Annotated in this window: 13 protein-coding genes; all 13 read right to left on the bottom strand. The window is 34.0% G+C overall.

Annotated elements, in window-relative coordinates:
• Window positions 1–19: 19 nt before the first annotated feature.
• On the bottom strand, window positions 20–955 hold the full coding sequence (gene meaB, locus J2Z35_RS00355; RefSeq protein WP_209658188.1) for a methylmalonyl Co-A mutase-associated GTPase MeaB: 936 nt from the start codon (window positions 953–955) through the stop codon (window positions 20–22).
• 171 nt (window positions 956–1,126) lie between these two features.
• Window positions 1,127–1,531: a cobalamin B12-binding domain-containing protein gene (locus J2Z35_RS00350; protein ID WP_209658186.1), complete on the bottom strand. Its 405-nt coding sequence runs from the start codon at window positions 1,529–1,531 to the stop codon at window positions 1,127–1,129.
• A gap of 51 nt (window positions 1,532–1,582) precedes the next feature.
• Window positions 1,583–3,262 (bottom strand): acyl-CoA mutase large subunit family protein, encoded by a 1,680-nt coding sequence (locus J2Z35_RS00345; RefSeq protein ID WP_209658184.1) that lies wholly within the window; start codon window positions 3,260–3,262, stop codon window positions 1,583–1,585.
• Between the two features lie 113 nt (window positions 3,263–3,375).
• Window positions 3,376–4,869 (bottom strand): acetyl-CoA hydrolase/transferase family protein, encoded by a 1,494-nt coding sequence (locus tag J2Z35_RS00340; protein WP_209658182.1) that lies wholly within the window; start codon window positions 4,867–4,869, stop codon window positions 3,376–3,378.
• Between the two features lie 27 nt (window positions 4,870–4,896).
• Complete coding sequence (locus J2Z35_RS00335) at window positions 4,897–5,217, bottom strand: DUF3870 domain-containing protein (RefSeq protein ID WP_209658180.1); 321 nt, start codon at window positions 5,215–5,217, stop codon at window positions 4,897–4,899.
• 279 nt (window positions 5,218–5,496) lie between these two features.
• Complete coding sequence (locus J2Z35_RS00330; RefSeq protein ID WP_209658178.1) at window positions 5,497–6,771, bottom strand: ArsB/NhaD family transporter; 1,275 nt, start codon at window positions 6,769–6,771, stop codon at window positions 5,497–5,499.
• A 258-nt stretch (window positions 6,772–7,029) separates the two neighbouring features.
• Window positions 7,030–8,367 (bottom strand): sigma-54-dependent transcriptional regulator, encoded by a 1,338-nt coding sequence (locus tag J2Z35_RS00325; RefSeq protein WP_209658176.1) that lies wholly within the window; start codon window positions 8,365–8,367, stop codon window positions 7,030–7,032.
• A gap of 72 nt (window positions 8,368–8,439) precedes the next feature.
• Window positions 8,440–10,596: an ATP-binding protein gene (locus J2Z35_RS00320; RefSeq protein WP_209658174.1), complete on the bottom strand. Its 2,157-nt coding sequence runs from the start codon at window positions 10,594–10,596 to the stop codon at window positions 8,440–8,442.
• A 252-nt stretch (window positions 10,597–10,848) separates the two neighbouring features.
• The gene (ftsH, locus tag J2Z35_RS00315; RefSeq protein ID WP_209658172.1) at window positions 10,849–12,834 is read right to left on the bottom strand and encodes an ATP-dependent zinc metalloprotease FtsH; all 1,986 of its coding nucleotides are present in this window, start codon (window positions 12,832–12,834) and stop codon (window positions 10,849–10,851) included.
• 57 nt (window positions 12,835–12,891) lie between these two features.
• Window positions 12,892–14,286: a tRNA lysidine(34) synthetase TilS gene (gene tilS, locus J2Z35_RS00310; protein ID WP_209658170.1), complete on the bottom strand. Its 1,395-nt coding sequence runs from the start codon at window positions 14,284–14,286 to the stop codon at window positions 12,892–12,894.
• A gap of 45 nt (window positions 14,287–14,331) precedes the next feature.
• Window positions 14,332–14,754, bottom strand: a complete 423-nt coding sequence (locus tag J2Z35_RS00305; RefSeq protein WP_209658168.1) for a DUF1934 domain-containing protein — start codon at window positions 14,752–14,754, stop codon at window positions 14,332–14,334.
• Between the two features lie 29 nt (window positions 14,755–14,783).
• The gene (murI, locus tag J2Z35_RS00300; protein ID WP_209658166.1) at window positions 14,784–15,599 is read right to left on the bottom strand and encodes a glutamate racemase; all 816 of its coding nucleotides are present in this window, start codon (window positions 15,597–15,599) and stop codon (window positions 14,784–14,786) included.
• The gene (locus J2Z35_RS00295) at window positions 15,580–16,647 is read right to left on the bottom strand and encodes a D-alanine--D-alanine ligase family protein (protein WP_209658164.1); all 1,068 of its coding nucleotides are present in this window, start codon (window positions 16,645–16,647) and stop codon (window positions 15,580–15,582) included. Before J2Z35_RS00295 ends, murI begins: the two co-directional genes overlap by 20 nt.

Raw genomic sequence — 16,647 nt, 5'->3', positions numbered from 1 at the left:
TCCTCCTTAAATTATATTATTATTTTTGAGAAATCTCTTTCCATATTTTTTCTGCAACAGAGTATGGATCAGTCTCTTTGCTTACAGTTTCAAGAAGCTTATCTTCCATATGTTCTTGCTCCATTAAACTTGTAAACTTTTTTTCTATATGGTCATGAATTAGTGCTTTTATTTCTGCTTTATTTCTTTGCACTCGTCTTTTGATTAATTCGTTGCTTTCTTCAAGATAAGCCTTGTGGTTTTCTATATTTTCTATAACCACTTCCACCCCTTCTCCAGTTTCTCCTACTGTAAGAGATATTGGCGGTCTAAAGCCCCAGTCTTTTTTGAAATCCAGCATCATATCTATTTCTCTTAAAGTCTTTTTTGCTCCATCTTTATCCGCTTTGTTTACTACAAATACATCTCCTATTTCCATAACCCCAGCCTTGATAGCTTGTATATCATCACCAAGTCCAGGAACCATGACCATAAGCACAGTATCAGCAGTTTTTACTATATCCACTTCTGATTGTCCAACTCCAACAGTCTCTACAAAAATATAGTCGCATCCATAGGCATCAAGTACCTTTATAGCTCCTTGGGTAGCTTTTGATATTCCTCCCAAATGTCCTCTAGTACCCATAGATCTTATAAAGACCTCTGGATCAAGGTAAAGATCAGCCATTCTTATTCTATCTCCTAAAATGGCTCCCTTTGTAAATGGGCTGGTGGGATCTATAGCTACAATTCCTATTTTTTTCCCTTTAGACCTAAGTGTCTTTACAAGCTTATCAGTAAGAGTTGATTTTCCAGCACCTGGAGGACCAGTTATTCCTATTACATAAGCTCCCTTAGTATGCTTGTGCAAATCTCTAAGAACATCAAGATAACCCTTGCTTTCATTTTCAACTAAACTTATAAGTCTTGCGCAAGCTGTCTTTTCCCCTTTAAGAAGTCTGTCCAAAAGTTCCATATAGATTACCTGCCTTAGTAATTAAATTAAACAGTTAACAAATATTATTTCCATGTGCAAAATATATACTTGATGGAAATCCATCAAGTATATATTTCATTAAAAATGTTTTATATTTCAAATTATATCCCTAAAAACATTATGGAGATTATTTAAAAGAATATATTCTCCTTAAGCCTGCTTTTTAAGATTAGATTTTATAAAGTCAATAGTTACTTGTGTAGGTGTTCCAGGGGTGAATACTTCTGCAATTCCCTTTTCTTTTAGCTCAGGGATATCATCATCTGGTATTACTCCGCCCCCTATCACAAGGATCTCATCATATACATTTTCTGTTTTTAGAAGTTCTACAACCTTTGGAAGAAGGTGGCTGTGAGCTCCTGAAAGTATACTCATAGCAACAACATCAACGTCTTCTTGAATTGCAGCTTCTACAATTTGCTCAGGAGTTTGTCTAAGTCCTGTATATATTACTTCCATACCTGCATCTCTAAGAGCTCTTGCTATAACCTTAGCTCCTCTATCATGCCCATCAAGCCCTGGCTTTGCAACTAACACACGAATAGGTCTATCCATTATTATTTCCTCCCCAAATCTATATAAAAGTTTAATTAAGAATCAAGTTTTTTATAAAATTACGCTCTGCTTGTACTCTCCGAACACATCTCTCATAACGTTGCATATTTCTCCAAGTGTTGCATATGCTCTTACAGCATCAAGAATATATGGCATAAGGTTTTCCTCACTCGAGCATGCTGATTTAAGAGCAGAAAGTTTTTCTTCAACCTTTTCAGAATCTCTTTTTTCTTTAAGGTCGCTTATTTTTTTCTCTTGAAGTTCTCCTACTATAGGATCTACTCTTAGAAGTCCAGTAGGCTTTGGCTCTTCAACTTGGAATTTGTTCATTCCAACAATTACTCTCTTTCCAGATTCTATATCTTTTTGATAAGTATATGCTGCATCCATTATTTCTTGCTGCATATATCCTTTTTCTATAGCTGAAGGAGATCCGCCAAGATCGTCTATTTTACTTATTAGCTCCATTGCAGCCGCTTCTAAATCATTTGTAAGGGACTCAACATAGTAAGAACCTGCAAGTGGATCTACTGTATCAGCTGCTCCACTTTCATGAGCTACTATTTGCTGTGTTCTAAGAGCTGTACGAACTGAAGATTCTGTAGGAAGTGCAAGAGCCTCATCCTTTGAATTCGTGTGTAGTGATTGAGTTCCTCCAAGTACTGCTGCAAGTGTCTGAATAGCAACACGAACTATATTATTTTCTGGTTGCTGAGCAGTAAGAGTAGAGCCTCCTGTTTGAGTATGGAATTTAAGCATCATAGATTTAGGATTTGTTGCTCCAAATCTTTCTTTCATTATTTTAGCCCATATTCTTCTAGCTGCTCTGTATTTTGCTATCTCTTCAAAAAGGTCGTTATGTGCGTTGAAGAAGAATGAAAGTCTAGGGGCAAAGCTGTCTACATCAAGTCCTGCATCTATAGCAGCTTGAACGTACGCTATACCATTAGAAAGAGTGAACGCAATTTCTTGGGCAGCAGTAGAACCTGCTTCTCTTATATGGTATCCTGATATACTTATTGTGTTCCAAAGTGGAACTTCTTTTGAGCAGTATTCAAATATATTTGTAATAAGTCTCATTGAAGGCTTTACAGGGAATATGTATGTTCCCCTTGCAACATACTCTTTTAGTATATCGTTTTGGATAGTTCCTCTAAGTTTGTCTGAAGAAACTCCTTGTTTTTCAGCAACAGCTATATACATTGCAAGAAGCACTGAAGCTGGAGCATTTATAGTCATTGATGTAGATACCTTGTCAAGAGGAATTCCATCAAAAAGAATTTCCATGTCTGCCAAAGAGTCAATTGCAACTCCAACCTTTCCAACTTCCCCTTGTGAAATTTTGTCTGAAGAATCATATCCCATTTGAGTTGGAAGGTCAAATGCTACTGAAAGTCCCATTGAACCTTGCTCTATAAGATACTTATATCTCTTGTTAGACTCTTCTGCTGTAGCAAAACCAGCATACATTCTCATTGTCCAGAATCTACCTCTGTACATAGTGTCTTGAACACCTCTAGTAAACGGGTACTGAGCTGGAATTCCTAAATCTTTGTCATAATCAAGGTCTGCAATATCAGCTGGAGTATAAAGTCTCTTTACCTCAATTTCAGAAGTATTTTTGAACTCTTCTTTTCTTTCTGGGAATCTCTCTAATGACTTTTTAACTTTGCCATCTTCCCATGCACTTACATTCTCTTTGATTTTTGAAACTTGATTCTTATCAAACATTTTTTTCTTTCCTCCCTGTTTTTGTGTTTTGTTGGGAATCCATTAAAAGACTAACATATTTTTCTGTGTTTGTCCCTTAATATTATAATAAATTTTCAATAAATTGACTATATTTATTTCATATTTCCCGTTTCAAGAAATTTTTCATGCCAAGAAAGTGCTTCTTTTAATAGATGAGGTGTATGCTTAAACTTTCCTTCTTTTGCTCTATTAAAGTAATCTCTAAGTTTTTCTTTGTAATCAGGGTGAGCACAATTTTCAATTATAGCTTCTGCTCTTTCCTGAGGACAAAGTCCCCTTAAATCTGCAACTCCTTGCTCTGTAACTATTACCATAACGTCATGCTCTGTATGATCATGGTGAGATACCATCGGAACTATAGAAGAAATATCTCCATTTTTTGCAATTGACTCTGTTGTAAATATTGAAAGATATGCATTTCTAGTAAAGTCCCCAGATCCTCCTATACCATTCATCATTCTGCTTCCCATTATATGGGTAGAGTTTACATTTCCGTATATATCTACTTCAATAGCTGTATTCATTGCGATTACTCCAAGTCTTCTTGCTACCTCTGGATGATTACTTATTTCTTGAGGTCTTAGTATCATTTTGTCTTTGTACTTGTCAAATTCTTCATAGAAACCTGGAAGTCTATGAGGAGATAAGGTAATTGAAGTACCTGAAGAAAACTTTACTTTATTGGCATTTATAAGATCTAAGACAGAATCTTGAAGCACTTCGGAGTAAACCTCAAGGTTTTCAAAATCCGAATCACAAAGACCGCCAAGCACTGCATTTGCAACGCTTCCAACTCCAGATTGAAGAGGAAGAAGATTTTCTGGAAGTCTTCCAAGTCTTACTTCTTCTTTAAGGAATTTTATAAGATTTTGAGCCATTTTTCTTGATGTATCATCTATTGGAGCAACCGCTCTTGTAGAATCCGAAATATCAGTAAATACAATAGCTGCAATCTTTTCCTTATCGCAAGGTATATAAGTAGTTCCTATTCTTTGAGATACAGACACAAGAGGTATAGGCTCTCTATTTGGAGGTGCCTGTGGAATATAAATATCATGTATACCCTCTAGTTCTGCAGGTTGTGATGTGTTTATTTCAACTATAACTTTGTTTGCATTTTCTATAAATGTAGCTGAGTTACCTATCGATGTAGATGGTACTATTCCTCCGTCTTCTGTTATAGCAACCGCTTCAACTATAGCAATGTCCATCTCTCCAAAATAACCATATTTTACCCATTGTGGTACATGACTAAGGTGCATATCCTGATATTTTATATTCCCTTCATTGATGGCATTTCTGCACTCGTTGGTTGTCTGGTACGGGAATCTTCTTTTCATAACTCCAGAAACAGCAAGCTCTTTGTCGAGCTCAGGTCCTACTGAGGCTCCTGTAATTAGAGTGATTCCTATTTCTTCTCCATTTTCAGCTCTTTTTGCAAGCTCAACCGGCACAGCCTTAGGATATCCAGCGGGAGTAAATCCTGAAGCTCCTACAACCATGTCATTTTCAAATATTTTTGCAGCTTCTTGAGCTGTCATTACTTTTGATTCTAACTCTTTGCATCTTAACCTTGTCTTATCCATAACTAAGCCTCCTAAAATCGATAATTTTTAGATTTCTTCTGACAACTGTTTGTACTTTTCTTGGCAAATCTTAAGTGCAGAAACTATAGCTTTTTTTGCAGAGCCAAGGTAATTTTCTTGGAGGTCAAGCTCTACAGGTTCAATATCTTTAATATTCCTTCCTATTATAATTTGATTTACAAATTCCTTTGCAACTCTTGTTATAAGTGTGCAGTCACAGTCTACTATCTCTCCAGTAGATCTTTTAACTACAACTCCTACAGCTATTATGCCTCCATACATTTCGCTAGCTGTAATTCCTTTAGGAAGTTTGGAATAGCCAGTTATTAATATCTCTTCTCTCTTCATACACAGTTCCTCCTTTTGATAACTAGTCTAGTGGCAAAAGGTCATTTTGCCTTCTTAGATATCTGGATTTTTATTTAATTTTAATAGGATGAGCTTAGATATAAGCAAAAAAAGCACGGGAAAATAAGTGGGCCTGCCATCTCATTTCACCGTGCGATTTCTATCTTTGCGACAAAAGGGAATTTTGCCCCAATAGAATCAAGGTTGACAATTAAATATCTAGATTCATTATATCTAAGTTGGCCCATAACTGCAATATGAATTTGAAAGAAATATTAATTATCCTACTATTCCAACAAAAACAAGTATAGCTCCAAACACAACTCCTCCAAATCCTAAAATCATAAGCTGATTAAAGAACTTAGTCTTATCTATTTCTTCATCTGCCGAAGCCATTGCAAGAGCTCCTAGTGTAGATATTGGCGAGTTAGTCACAAAGTGAGAGCCAAGAACTACAGCAGTGATAAGCGTTTTTCCATCAATTCCAAGATTTTCAACAAGACCTGGAACTGTAGGTATAAGTGTAGGCATTACTACTCCAGATGCAGATGAAACTGAAGACATAAGACCTGCAATAATTGTAATTATAGCTCCTGATGTCTGCTGATTCATAAATACAGATAGAGTATCTGTAAGAAGGTCTATACCTCCTGCAATTTTTATTACGTTTACAAGTACTCCAACCCCACAAACCAGTATAAGAGTAGACCAAGGTATTCCTGCAATAGACTGTTTTTCATCTGCAACTTTCATGAAAAGAAGTACGAAAGAACCAACAAAGGCAGCAAATCCAATATTCCATTTTGCAAATACAATTGATAAAACAACCGCTCCTATGACAGCTATAGTCATCATTTGATGAGTATTAAACTTTGCTGGCTTTACAGCTTTAGCATCCGCATCTTTTTTTAGCTTGTACCCACCAAGACCTATGTAAAGTACGGCAGCTATTATCACCTGAGCAATTACCATTTGAATAAATACATGAGTCCCAACATCATATCCTATAGCACTTGCAAGATTCACTGCAATAATTCCAGTTGGAGCTATAGGAGAAAGTCCCCCTGCATTAGAACCTGCAATCGTAACTCCTGCCATTAGAAGAGGGCTTATCTTTTCTTCATGGGCTACTGCCATAGCAATTGGAAGTACAAGTGCACAAACTGCTATATTACCAGGGCCTACAGCCGCAAGAACCGTTGCAAGTATAAAAAATATAATTGGTAATAGCTTTTTATTTCCATTACTTAAGTAAGCAGCTTTTCTAGCAAGAAGCTCTAGAGTTCTATTAGCTCTCGCTATACTAAATAAAAGGGTCATTCCAAGTAGCATAAAAAATAAAGAACTAGGCCATCCTTTTATAAGTGTTGCTGCTTTTGCTGGCGCTGAAGAAAGAGCTACCATTGTATCTGGATTTGAAGCAAGAGGTTCATATACAAAGAACCCTAAAAGAAATGCAAAAGCAATAGATACAAGACCTGTATTAACCCCTCTTTTAAATCCAATAAAAATTGCTACCACGAGCGTAAGTAAAGAAATCAGTTCAATTCCCATAAAGCTTCCTCCTTTAATCAAAACTGTTTAGTCGACTTTAACTATATACTCGCAATAAATATGCCAAATTATTAACATTCTTGAAAATGTTTTCATAAATTTTAGAATATTGCAATTGCTCAGTTGAGGATATTTATATCGTTATTTTATTATTTAATTTCTACAAATTTTCCTCTATTTTTTTTAGAAAAATAAAAATCGGTAACTTAGTTACCGATTACTGGTAAATATGTTACCGATTTTTATTTTTATATTATTTTATAAAAATGGTCTTTCAAGGGAATATTTTTCAATCTTTCGTCTTAAAGTAAGTCTCGATATACCCAACCTTTCGGAGGTCTTAGTGATATTCCACTGATTTTCAATAAGTACATCCATAATAACCTTTGCTTCTGCATTTTCAAGGCCCCTATGGTCAGTTTTAGTTTCGTCAATTAAATCTGAAATAATATCATCAGGAAGTTCTTCTTCCTTAATTAGTTCCTCATCTGCAAATATCATTAGCCTTTCTATTAAATTTTTTAGTTCTCTTACATTGCCAGGCCAGTTATAATTTAGCATCCTTTTAAAAGCACTTTCTTCAAAACCTAAAACGTTTTTTCCCAGCTTAGTATTATATTCTTTAATAAAATAATCAATAAGATATTCTATATCCTCTTGTCTATCTTTAAGATCAGGCATTTCTATGGGAATTACATTTAATCTGTAATAAAGGTCCTCTCTAAACCTTCCTTTTTTTATTTCCTCCTTTAGATTTTTATTTGTTGCAGCAACAATAAGTGCGCTAAAGTCACTTTCGGCTAGTCCTCCAACTCTTCTAAACTTTTTTTCTTGAAGTACTCTTAGCATTTTAGCCTGCAAATCTATATCCATATCTCCTATTTCATCAAGAAATAAAGTTCCACCATTTGCATTTTCAATAAGACCTGTTTTCCTCCCTTTAGCTTCTGTGAAAGCTCCTTTTTCATACCCAAAAAATTCACTTTCTTGAAGATTTTGGGGTATTGCAGCACAATTTATTGCAACATACGGTCTTTGATTTTGATATTTCAATTCATGAATATATTTAGCAAGTACTTCCTTTCCAGTTCCGCTAGCCCCTGTTATGAGTATCGCTGTTTCAATATTCATATTTACAATTTTTTTAATTTTTTTCTTTATGTCAATAATTTTTTTACTTTTTCCTACAAAAGCCTCAGATTGACCTAACTCATCTTCATCTAAACTGGTTTTTATTTTTTTGTATTCAGATACCTTTAGTATCGCTTCTTTAACCTCTTTTATAGAAAAAGGTTTTGTGAAATAATCATACGCTCCAAGCTTCATTGCATTTACAGCTAATCTAATATCACTCAAATAAGTTATCATAATAACTATTGCAGAGCTTTTTTTATTCTTAATCTCCTTCAAAACTTCAATACCATCTTTACCGGGTAGATGAATATCTAAAATAGTTATATCCGGATTAAATTTTTCAAAAAGAAGCAGACCTTCTTCTCCGCTACCACAAGCAAGAACATCAAAACCTTCATTTTGAACAGCAAATTTCAGTGAAGTTCTTATACCAATTTCATCATCTATTATAAGAATTTTCATCAATATTCTTTCACTCTCCCCTTTATGTACATAACAATCTAGTTCGAAAAATAAAATGACTTTAAATATATATTATTTAGGGAACAATATAGTAAACTCTGTTCCTCTTCCTTTGATACTTCTAACAGTCAAATAACCTCCATTGGCTTTTATAGATTTGTATGCAATTGGAAGACCCAATCCTGTTCCTGATTCTTTTGTTGTAAAAAAAGGGTCAAATATTTTATTCATCTTGTCCTTTTCAATCCCTACTCCATCATCTGCAATTATAAGAGCAATTTTATCACTATCTTCATTTATATCTATTCTAATAGTCCCCTTGTCTTCAACAGCATACAGGGAGTTTTTGAATATATTCATGATCGCCTGCTTTACATCTAATCTATCTATATTAACAAAGATTTTTTTACTTGAATCATTTATAGATATGCTTATTTGTCTTTTTTTAGCCTCAACCTTAAATAGGTTAACTACTTCAAGCACAACCTGATTCAAGGAAATTTTCTCTTTTTTGATTCCTTTTTTCTTTGTAAAGTCCAAAAACTCTATAACCATTTTATTTAAATCCGCCACTTCCTTTTCCATAATACCAAGTACTTCTTTTTTTGATTCTTCTTCTACATAATCTTCCTTAAGTATCTCTATAAGATTAGACATTCCTGCAAGAGGATTTCCTATATCATGGATGATTGAGGCAGATAGCTCTCCTAGGGTTCTTATCCTGTCTTCTCTTTTTAATTCTTCTTCTAGATACTTCACTTCTTTTAAATCTCTAATTCCTATTATTATACCAGTTCGTTCTCCACCCTCCTTTTTTAAAGGGGAAAAGGATAAAGAAACAGGCACTATCCCAGAATTTTTACTTTTTATTTCAATTTCAGTTTCAAATGTAGTAACTATATTCTCTGGGTTTTTGGAATTTATATTATCTGGATTAACAGAAATCTTTTCATAAAATTCATTGAGTTTTAGGCCGATTATCTCTTCCTTTGAATAGCCTGTAACCATTTCCACTGCTTTATTTGCAAAGTTTATCTCTCCAAACTTATCACAAACTACCACAGCACTAAAAAAACTCTCCAAAACATCAGATAGTCTTCTTTTAAGATTTTTTACATTTTCATTTGAAATCTCCAGATCAGATATTTGCTTATCTATTCTATTTCCCATCTGATGAAAAGCTGTTCTAAGCTCTCTTACTTCATCATAATAGTCAAGATTTTCTGTCTCTATATGATAGTTTTCAGAACCAATCTTTTCTACATCTTTCACTAAAATCTCTATTGGCTTAGTAATAGAGTTGGAAAAAATGATACCTATGATTATGGATAATATTATTATTACAAACATAAAGTTTCTTAGCTGTTTGTTGAAAGCATCAGTTTCTGAAATAAATGAACCAACGCTTTGCTCTACCATTACCATCCAGCCAGTACTTTCTACAAAACTTGATGCAACATTATATACTCCATAATCAATCTTTCTTGTTCCAAAAAAGCTTTCTTGCTTATCTATTAAGGATATGTAATCATGGACTTTTCCATTTTTTTCAATTATACTGTTTTCCATAATTTTAATAGTACTAATCTCACTTTCGTATGGATCTACAGCCAAAGAGCCATAACTATCAAAAACCCATATGTTTCCATCAAATTCTTCTTGATTAATTTGTATAATTTTTTTTATATTTTCAATGGGTATACCTCCACCAATTAAACCTATAAGCTCCCCATCTGAAAATACAGGAGCTGCTAGAACAAAGTGGGGTTTTGAGAGAATAGTACTTAAAAACAATCTACTTACCGCAGTTTCTCTTGTTCTCATAACATCTATATAATAGTCTCTAAACCTATATACATTCACCTCTGTGACCTCAGGATTAGCTGGCTTAGAAAATTGAATTTTCCCAGTATCATCCATAAAAAATATTAGGTCAAAATAAGAAAAGTTATCATACATTCTAAAAATTTCATTTTGAATAAGCTCAAGGTCTCCATTTGACTCCGAAGAAAATGCAGCAGCAGTTTCCACTGCTTCTATAGCATTCGCTAAATACATTTCAATCTGATTGGAAACAAACTTAGAGATTGACATGTTTTTCTGCATAATTCTTTCACTTATATTTTCTGAAGCCATATTTCTAAAAAAATATCCCGACATTCCAACAAAAATCATTGTAAATATAACTATAAATATAGTAAAGCTAGTTTTCAAGCTTCCAAAATACAAGGTATCACTTCCTTAGTTCTTCTCATAATATTCTGAATTAGTATAGTTATACATAAAATATACTATATATAAACAAAATATAAAAGGTAAAATTTTTCAAACCCAAGAGAATGTGAATAATTTCACTTTCAAAAATTAGTTCTCCCACATAAAAGGATAAATTTATTTTTAATATTACAACGTGATATTGGTAATAAAAAATGACGAAAGATATAAGAAGCTTCCTTCATATTCTTTCGCCATTAATATTTTTTATTCTTTTTTCAAATCTACGCCATCAGCAGAGACTTCATCATTTTCAGGTTCCAGAGTTTCTTTTTCTGATATTCCACCTGATGATGCAATAGAAGATCCTTTTAGACTTTCCTTTGCATGTTCAGCAGCTTCCTCAGCAAGTTCCTCTAAGCTCTCTTCACTTAAATCAAGCTCATTATTGAAAGCTTGCTCAAATTGCTTAGCATCCAGTGTTTCAAATTTAAGAAGTGCTTTTGCAACGTTATGAAGAATTTCTATGTTTTCAGTAAGAAGCTTTTCTGTCATTTCATAAGCTTCATCTACAAAGCGTCTTATTTCTCTATCAATCTCAGATGCAAGTTCCTCAGAGTAATTTCTTCTTGTTGTCATATCTCTTCCTAAAAATACTTCGTCAGAAGAATCTCCAAAAGCCATAGCTCCTAGTTTTTCGCTCATTCCAAACTTTGTAACCATAGCTCTTGCGATTTGCGATACTCTTTCAAGGTCATTTTGTGCCCCTGTAGATATATCATCAAGAACTAGCTTTTCAGCTACTCGTCCTCCAAGAAGCTCTACAAGCTTTTCTTCCATATCTGTTTTTGTAGTATAATACTTATCTTCAGTTGGAAGGGTCATTGTAAATCCTCCAGCCCTTCCTCTAGGTATTATAGTAACCTGGTGAACTGGATCAGCTCCTGGTAAAAGCTTAGCAATTACCGCATGTCCAGCTTCATGATAAGCAACTAACTTTCTTTCTTTTTCGCTTATAACTTTTGATTTCTTAGGTAGACCTGCTATAACTTTTGTTATGGCTTCTTCTATAGTGTCCATATCTATTTTCTTACGATTAGCCCTTGCTGTAAGAAGAGCCGCCTCGTTCATAAGATTTTCTATGTCTGCAGGGGTGAAACCTGGGGTCCTTCTAGAAACAACCTTTAAATCCACATCTTCTGCAAGTGGTTTATTTTTTGCATGAACCTCCAGTATTGCTTCCCTTCCTTTTGCATCAGGGGATCCTACCATTATTTGTCTGTCAAATCTTCCAGGCCTTAAAAGAGCTGGATCCAGTATATCCGGTCTATTTGTAGCTGCCATTATTATGACACCTTCGTTAATTCCAAAACCATCCATTTCAACAAGAAGCTGATTTAGGGTCTGCTCTCTTTCATCATGGCCCCCTCCAAGTCCAGCACCTCTTTTTCTTCCCACCGCATCAATTTCATCAATAAAAATGATACACGGAGAAGATTTTTTTGCTTGTTCGAAAAGATCTCTAACTCTAGAAGCTCCTACCCCTACGAACATCTCTACAAAGTCCGAACCACTGATAGAGAAAAATGGTACTCCAGCTTCTCCAGCAACTGCCTTAGAAAGATAAGTCTTTCCAGTTCCAGGAGGACCCACCATTAAAATTCCCTTTGGTATTCTAGCACCAAGTTCGATGTATTTTTTTGGATTTTTAAGAAAATCCACAATTTCTTCTAATTCCTCTTTTTCTTCATCAAGACCTGCCACGTCTTTAAAATTAACTTTTACTTTATTGTCATCTTTATGAAGCTTGGCCTTGGATTTCCCAAAGTTCATTACTTTGTTTCCTCCACCTTGAGATTGCTGCATAAATACAAACCAAAAAACAACAAATATAAGAATCATAAATATGGATGGCAGAATTTCAAAAATCCAAGGTGTAGTAGGAACAGGTTCCCCTGTAGTAACTAAATTTCCTTCTTGTGATTGTCTTAATATTTCTTCTGAAAGCTGTTCTTCGCTTATTCCATAAGGAAGATACGATGAAAATGACGTTTCTGTACTTCTTATTGTTCCTGTTATTCTTCTATCTACGAACTTCACTTCTTTTATATCTTCCGCCCTAAGACTTCGGTAAAACTGGGAAAAAGGTATATCTTTAACTTCTTGAACCTGATTTCCAAACAGTTGTACCACAGATATTATTATTATGAAAATAAGCAGATAAAAGCTTGCTCCTTTGAAAAATTTCTTCAAAAAGAAGTCCTCCTCTCTAGCTGAATCATCATGATATTTTATCACAAATTGTAATTATTATAAAGGTTTACAAGTTATTCTTATCACTTTTTCTGTATTTTCGTCGATTTTGTAATCCTCACTTATTTTATACCCAACCATCCAAAGTATCCCTTCTTTATCTGTGACTAAAGGTACTTCGTCTCTTTTTTCTCTTGGAATCTTAAGATCAATAAATATATCTTTAAGTTTTTTCGTCCCTCCTAACCCCATAGGCCTCATCCTGTCTCCATCTATTCTTGCTCTGACTGTAAGAGGACCTTTTATCTTGTCTATATCAAAAGCCTTTGTAAACTGCCCCGTTGGAAGCATCATACATTTTTCTTTTGACATTATCTTGCTTTCTATTGCCATGTTTACCTCTGGAATCTCAACATAATCATCAAATTCAAGATTATGGCTAAAAGTTACTGTTTTTTCTATCATTTCTTTGGTTGTTATATAAATCCCTTCTGGCCTTTTGTATACAAAAATGCCTTTAGGTAAATTTATCATTGCTTGGTTTTTAGGATTTCGTGAAAGTGAAATTACATCTTCCACATGAATATTTTCAATACCTTCAAGACTACCAGAAATCTTTTCTATTGCCATTCTTATGAGCCTTTTACTTATTGAATATTCACAGGATAAAAGCTCTTCGCTATCCATCTTTACAGTATCCTTTGATACTACTACCACTTCTTTTTCAAAAATACTCTTAGCATTTTTTTCAAGATACTCATTATCTTCTCTAAGAATATTTGCCGTCCTAGAAAGAGTTTCTTTTATATTATGGGAAAATTCCTTTTCTATAAACGGAATAAGTTTTAGTCTAATTTTATTTCTTGTATACTCTTCTTCAGAATTTGTATGATCTATTCTAGGGTTTAATTCATGATTCTCGCAATATTTTACTATATCCTTTTTTTCTACATCCATTAGAGGTCTTATTATTCCATCTTCCCTAAAATAATCCATTCCTTTGAGCCCTTTGATTCCAGAACCCCTTAAAAGTCTCATTAAAACAGTTTCTGCCTGATCATCAAGGTTATGTGCAACTGCTATCTTATCGGCATTTATTTTGGATTTGACTTCAAAAAGCATATTGTACCTTACTTTTCTTGCTGCTTCTTCTAAAGTAAGCTTATGGATTTTCGCAAACTCAGGAACATCTATCGCCTTTACGAAAAAAGGTATCTCCAGTTTATCGCATAATTTAGCCGCATACATAGCATCTTTTTGGGCTTCAATGCCTCTTATTTTATGATTAAGATGTGCACCATAGATTCTTATCCCATATGTACTTTCCAAACTTTTAAGGGTATGAAGAAGACATACAGAGTCTGGTCCACCTGAAAGCGCAACGAGAATTTTATCTCCCCTAGTTATAAGCTTTTCTCTTTCTATGGTCTGTTTTATCCCATCTATTACCATACACTTCATCCTTTACATAGTTTTTCTGAAAGCCAAACACTAGGATTAGCTAACCATTATATGCATTTTATTTTTTCCTTCAAGGAAACCTTTTACAATTATCTCATATTCTATATTTATTTCTATATTAAAGGGATTTATTTCTTTAGTTATGGACACATCTTTTGTAAGTATCTCCATAGACATATCTCCATATGGAGTCTTATAGGATGACTTGTACCTCTTTCCCTTTTCAAATTCCATAAGAGAAGTATTGCTTCCATTTTTTTTCATGGACACAAAGCCTTCCTTTATCGTAAGGGTAGTCTTAGTTCCCTTCATCCCTGAGATTTCGGATTCATCATAGCTTAAAATACTAAAATCTCCTTCTTCATAAAAAAGTCCTTCTGTGACAAGTTCTATTACATCTTCTTTTTTTGATGCAAAATCAAGTTGTACTGTTTTTATATTTATAAGAGTTTCTCTCAAATATATCACCTTTCATTGTAACTAAACTACTAATATTTTTGTATTTCTATCATTTCTATTTTTTCTATTTTTCTATTAAGAAATTGTTCCCCAATTTTTATAAATTTGCTAGGTTGATCTGAGACGTAGTATCTAAAATAAGGAGAATTCTCTGATACATTTAACATCTCTTCCTTTTCTAGAAGCTCTCTTAAATCTTTAGCAGTCTCTCTAGCTGGGTTTACAAGGGTTACTTCATCTCCCATCACCTTTTGTATAGTGTTATTTAAAAGAGGGTAGTGTGTACACCCCATGACTAAGGTATCTATACCCGTTTTTCTTAATTCTAACAAATATTTTTGTGCTGTGAGATAAGCGATATCAGTATCTGACCATCCCTCTTCTACTATTGGCACAAAAAGCGGACAGGACTTTGAAAATATCTCAAGCTCACTGTTTGATTTGAGCATAAAATTATCGTAAGCTTTCGAACCTATGGTCCCCTCTGTTCCTATGACTCCTATTTTGGAATTTTTTGTGGTTCCGACTGCCGTCCTAGCCCCAGGCTCTATAACTCCAAGAATGGGCACATTATATCTTTCTCGTGCCTTTTCTAGGCTTCTAGCACTAGCTGTATTACATGCGATTACTATGGCTTTTATCCCTTTTTCCAAAAGAAAATTGATTGATTGGAAGGTATATTTCACCACTGTATCTGAAGATCTTGGACCATATGGAACTCTAGCTGTATCTCCAAAATAAATTATATTTTCATCTGGGAGTTCCTTTATGATTTCCTTAAGTACAGTAAGACCTCCTACACCAGAATCAAATACCCCTATAGGATTATTTGGATTTTTTTGCATCTTCTCTTTCCTTCCTTTCAACTGCTAGGCAAATCAGTCGTTCTACAAGCTCTTTATATGAAATTCCGCTTTTTTCCCAAAGTTTTGGGTACATGCTAATAGTTGTAAATCCAGGCATTGAATTTACTTCATTTAAAAATATTTCATTTGTATCTTTATCTATAAAAAAGTCTATTCTGCACAGTCCTTCTCCATTTATAGTCTTATAAGCCTTTTGAGCCATTTTTTTGATTTCATTTTCATCATCTATGCTGATATCAGAAGGAATTATAAGCTTCGATTCATTACTTTTATATTTCGCATCATAATCATAAAATTCATCAGAAGGTATAATTTCTCCTGTGCATGAAACTTTAATATCTTCACTATTTCCAAGGATAGAAACCTCTATTTCCCTTGCATTTATTCCTTTTTCTACTACTAGTTTATGGTCATAAAGAAAAGCATTTTCAATGGCCTTTTTTAGATTATCCCTATTTTTAGCCTTGCTAATTCCTACACTAGAGCCCATATTAGCTGGCTTTACAAAGCATGGATATCCTAATTTTTCTTCTATATCAATCATAGACTTTTCTATATTATTCCATGAACATACTGTTAGATGAGGGACTTGATTTATTCCTTCAAATGCAAATAATTTTTTTGCTATATCCTTGTCCATCGCCACAGCTGATGCAAGAACAGGGCATCCTACATATGCTAGGTTTGAAATTTCTAAAAGTCCCTGAAGTTTTCCATCCTCTCCAAACGGTCCATGAAGTACTGGAAATACAAGATCAAATACTATATTAATGTCACTTGAATATATTCCTGGTTTTTTTTGAGAGCTGCAAAAAACCACTTCAGCATCAGATACATTGTTAATCCAGCTACCATCTGCAACTGATTTTATATCTCCATCAAAATAATGAAACTCCCCTTTATTATCTATGCCAATTAGATAAACATCATGAATCTTTTTGTCAATGTTTTCATAAATGGATTTTGCCGACATTAAAGAAACTTCGTATTCTGCTGATTTCCCACCAAAAAGTAATGCTATTTTCAT

This window comes from Acetoanaerobium pronyense (assembly GCF_017874355.1).
GTDB lineage: Bacteria > Bacillota > Clostridia > Peptostreptococcales > Filifactoraceae > Acetoanaerobium > Acetoanaerobium pronyense.
The sequence above is the reverse complement of the archived record's forward strand: the minus strand, read 5'-3'. Positions and strand labels throughout refer to the sequence as shown.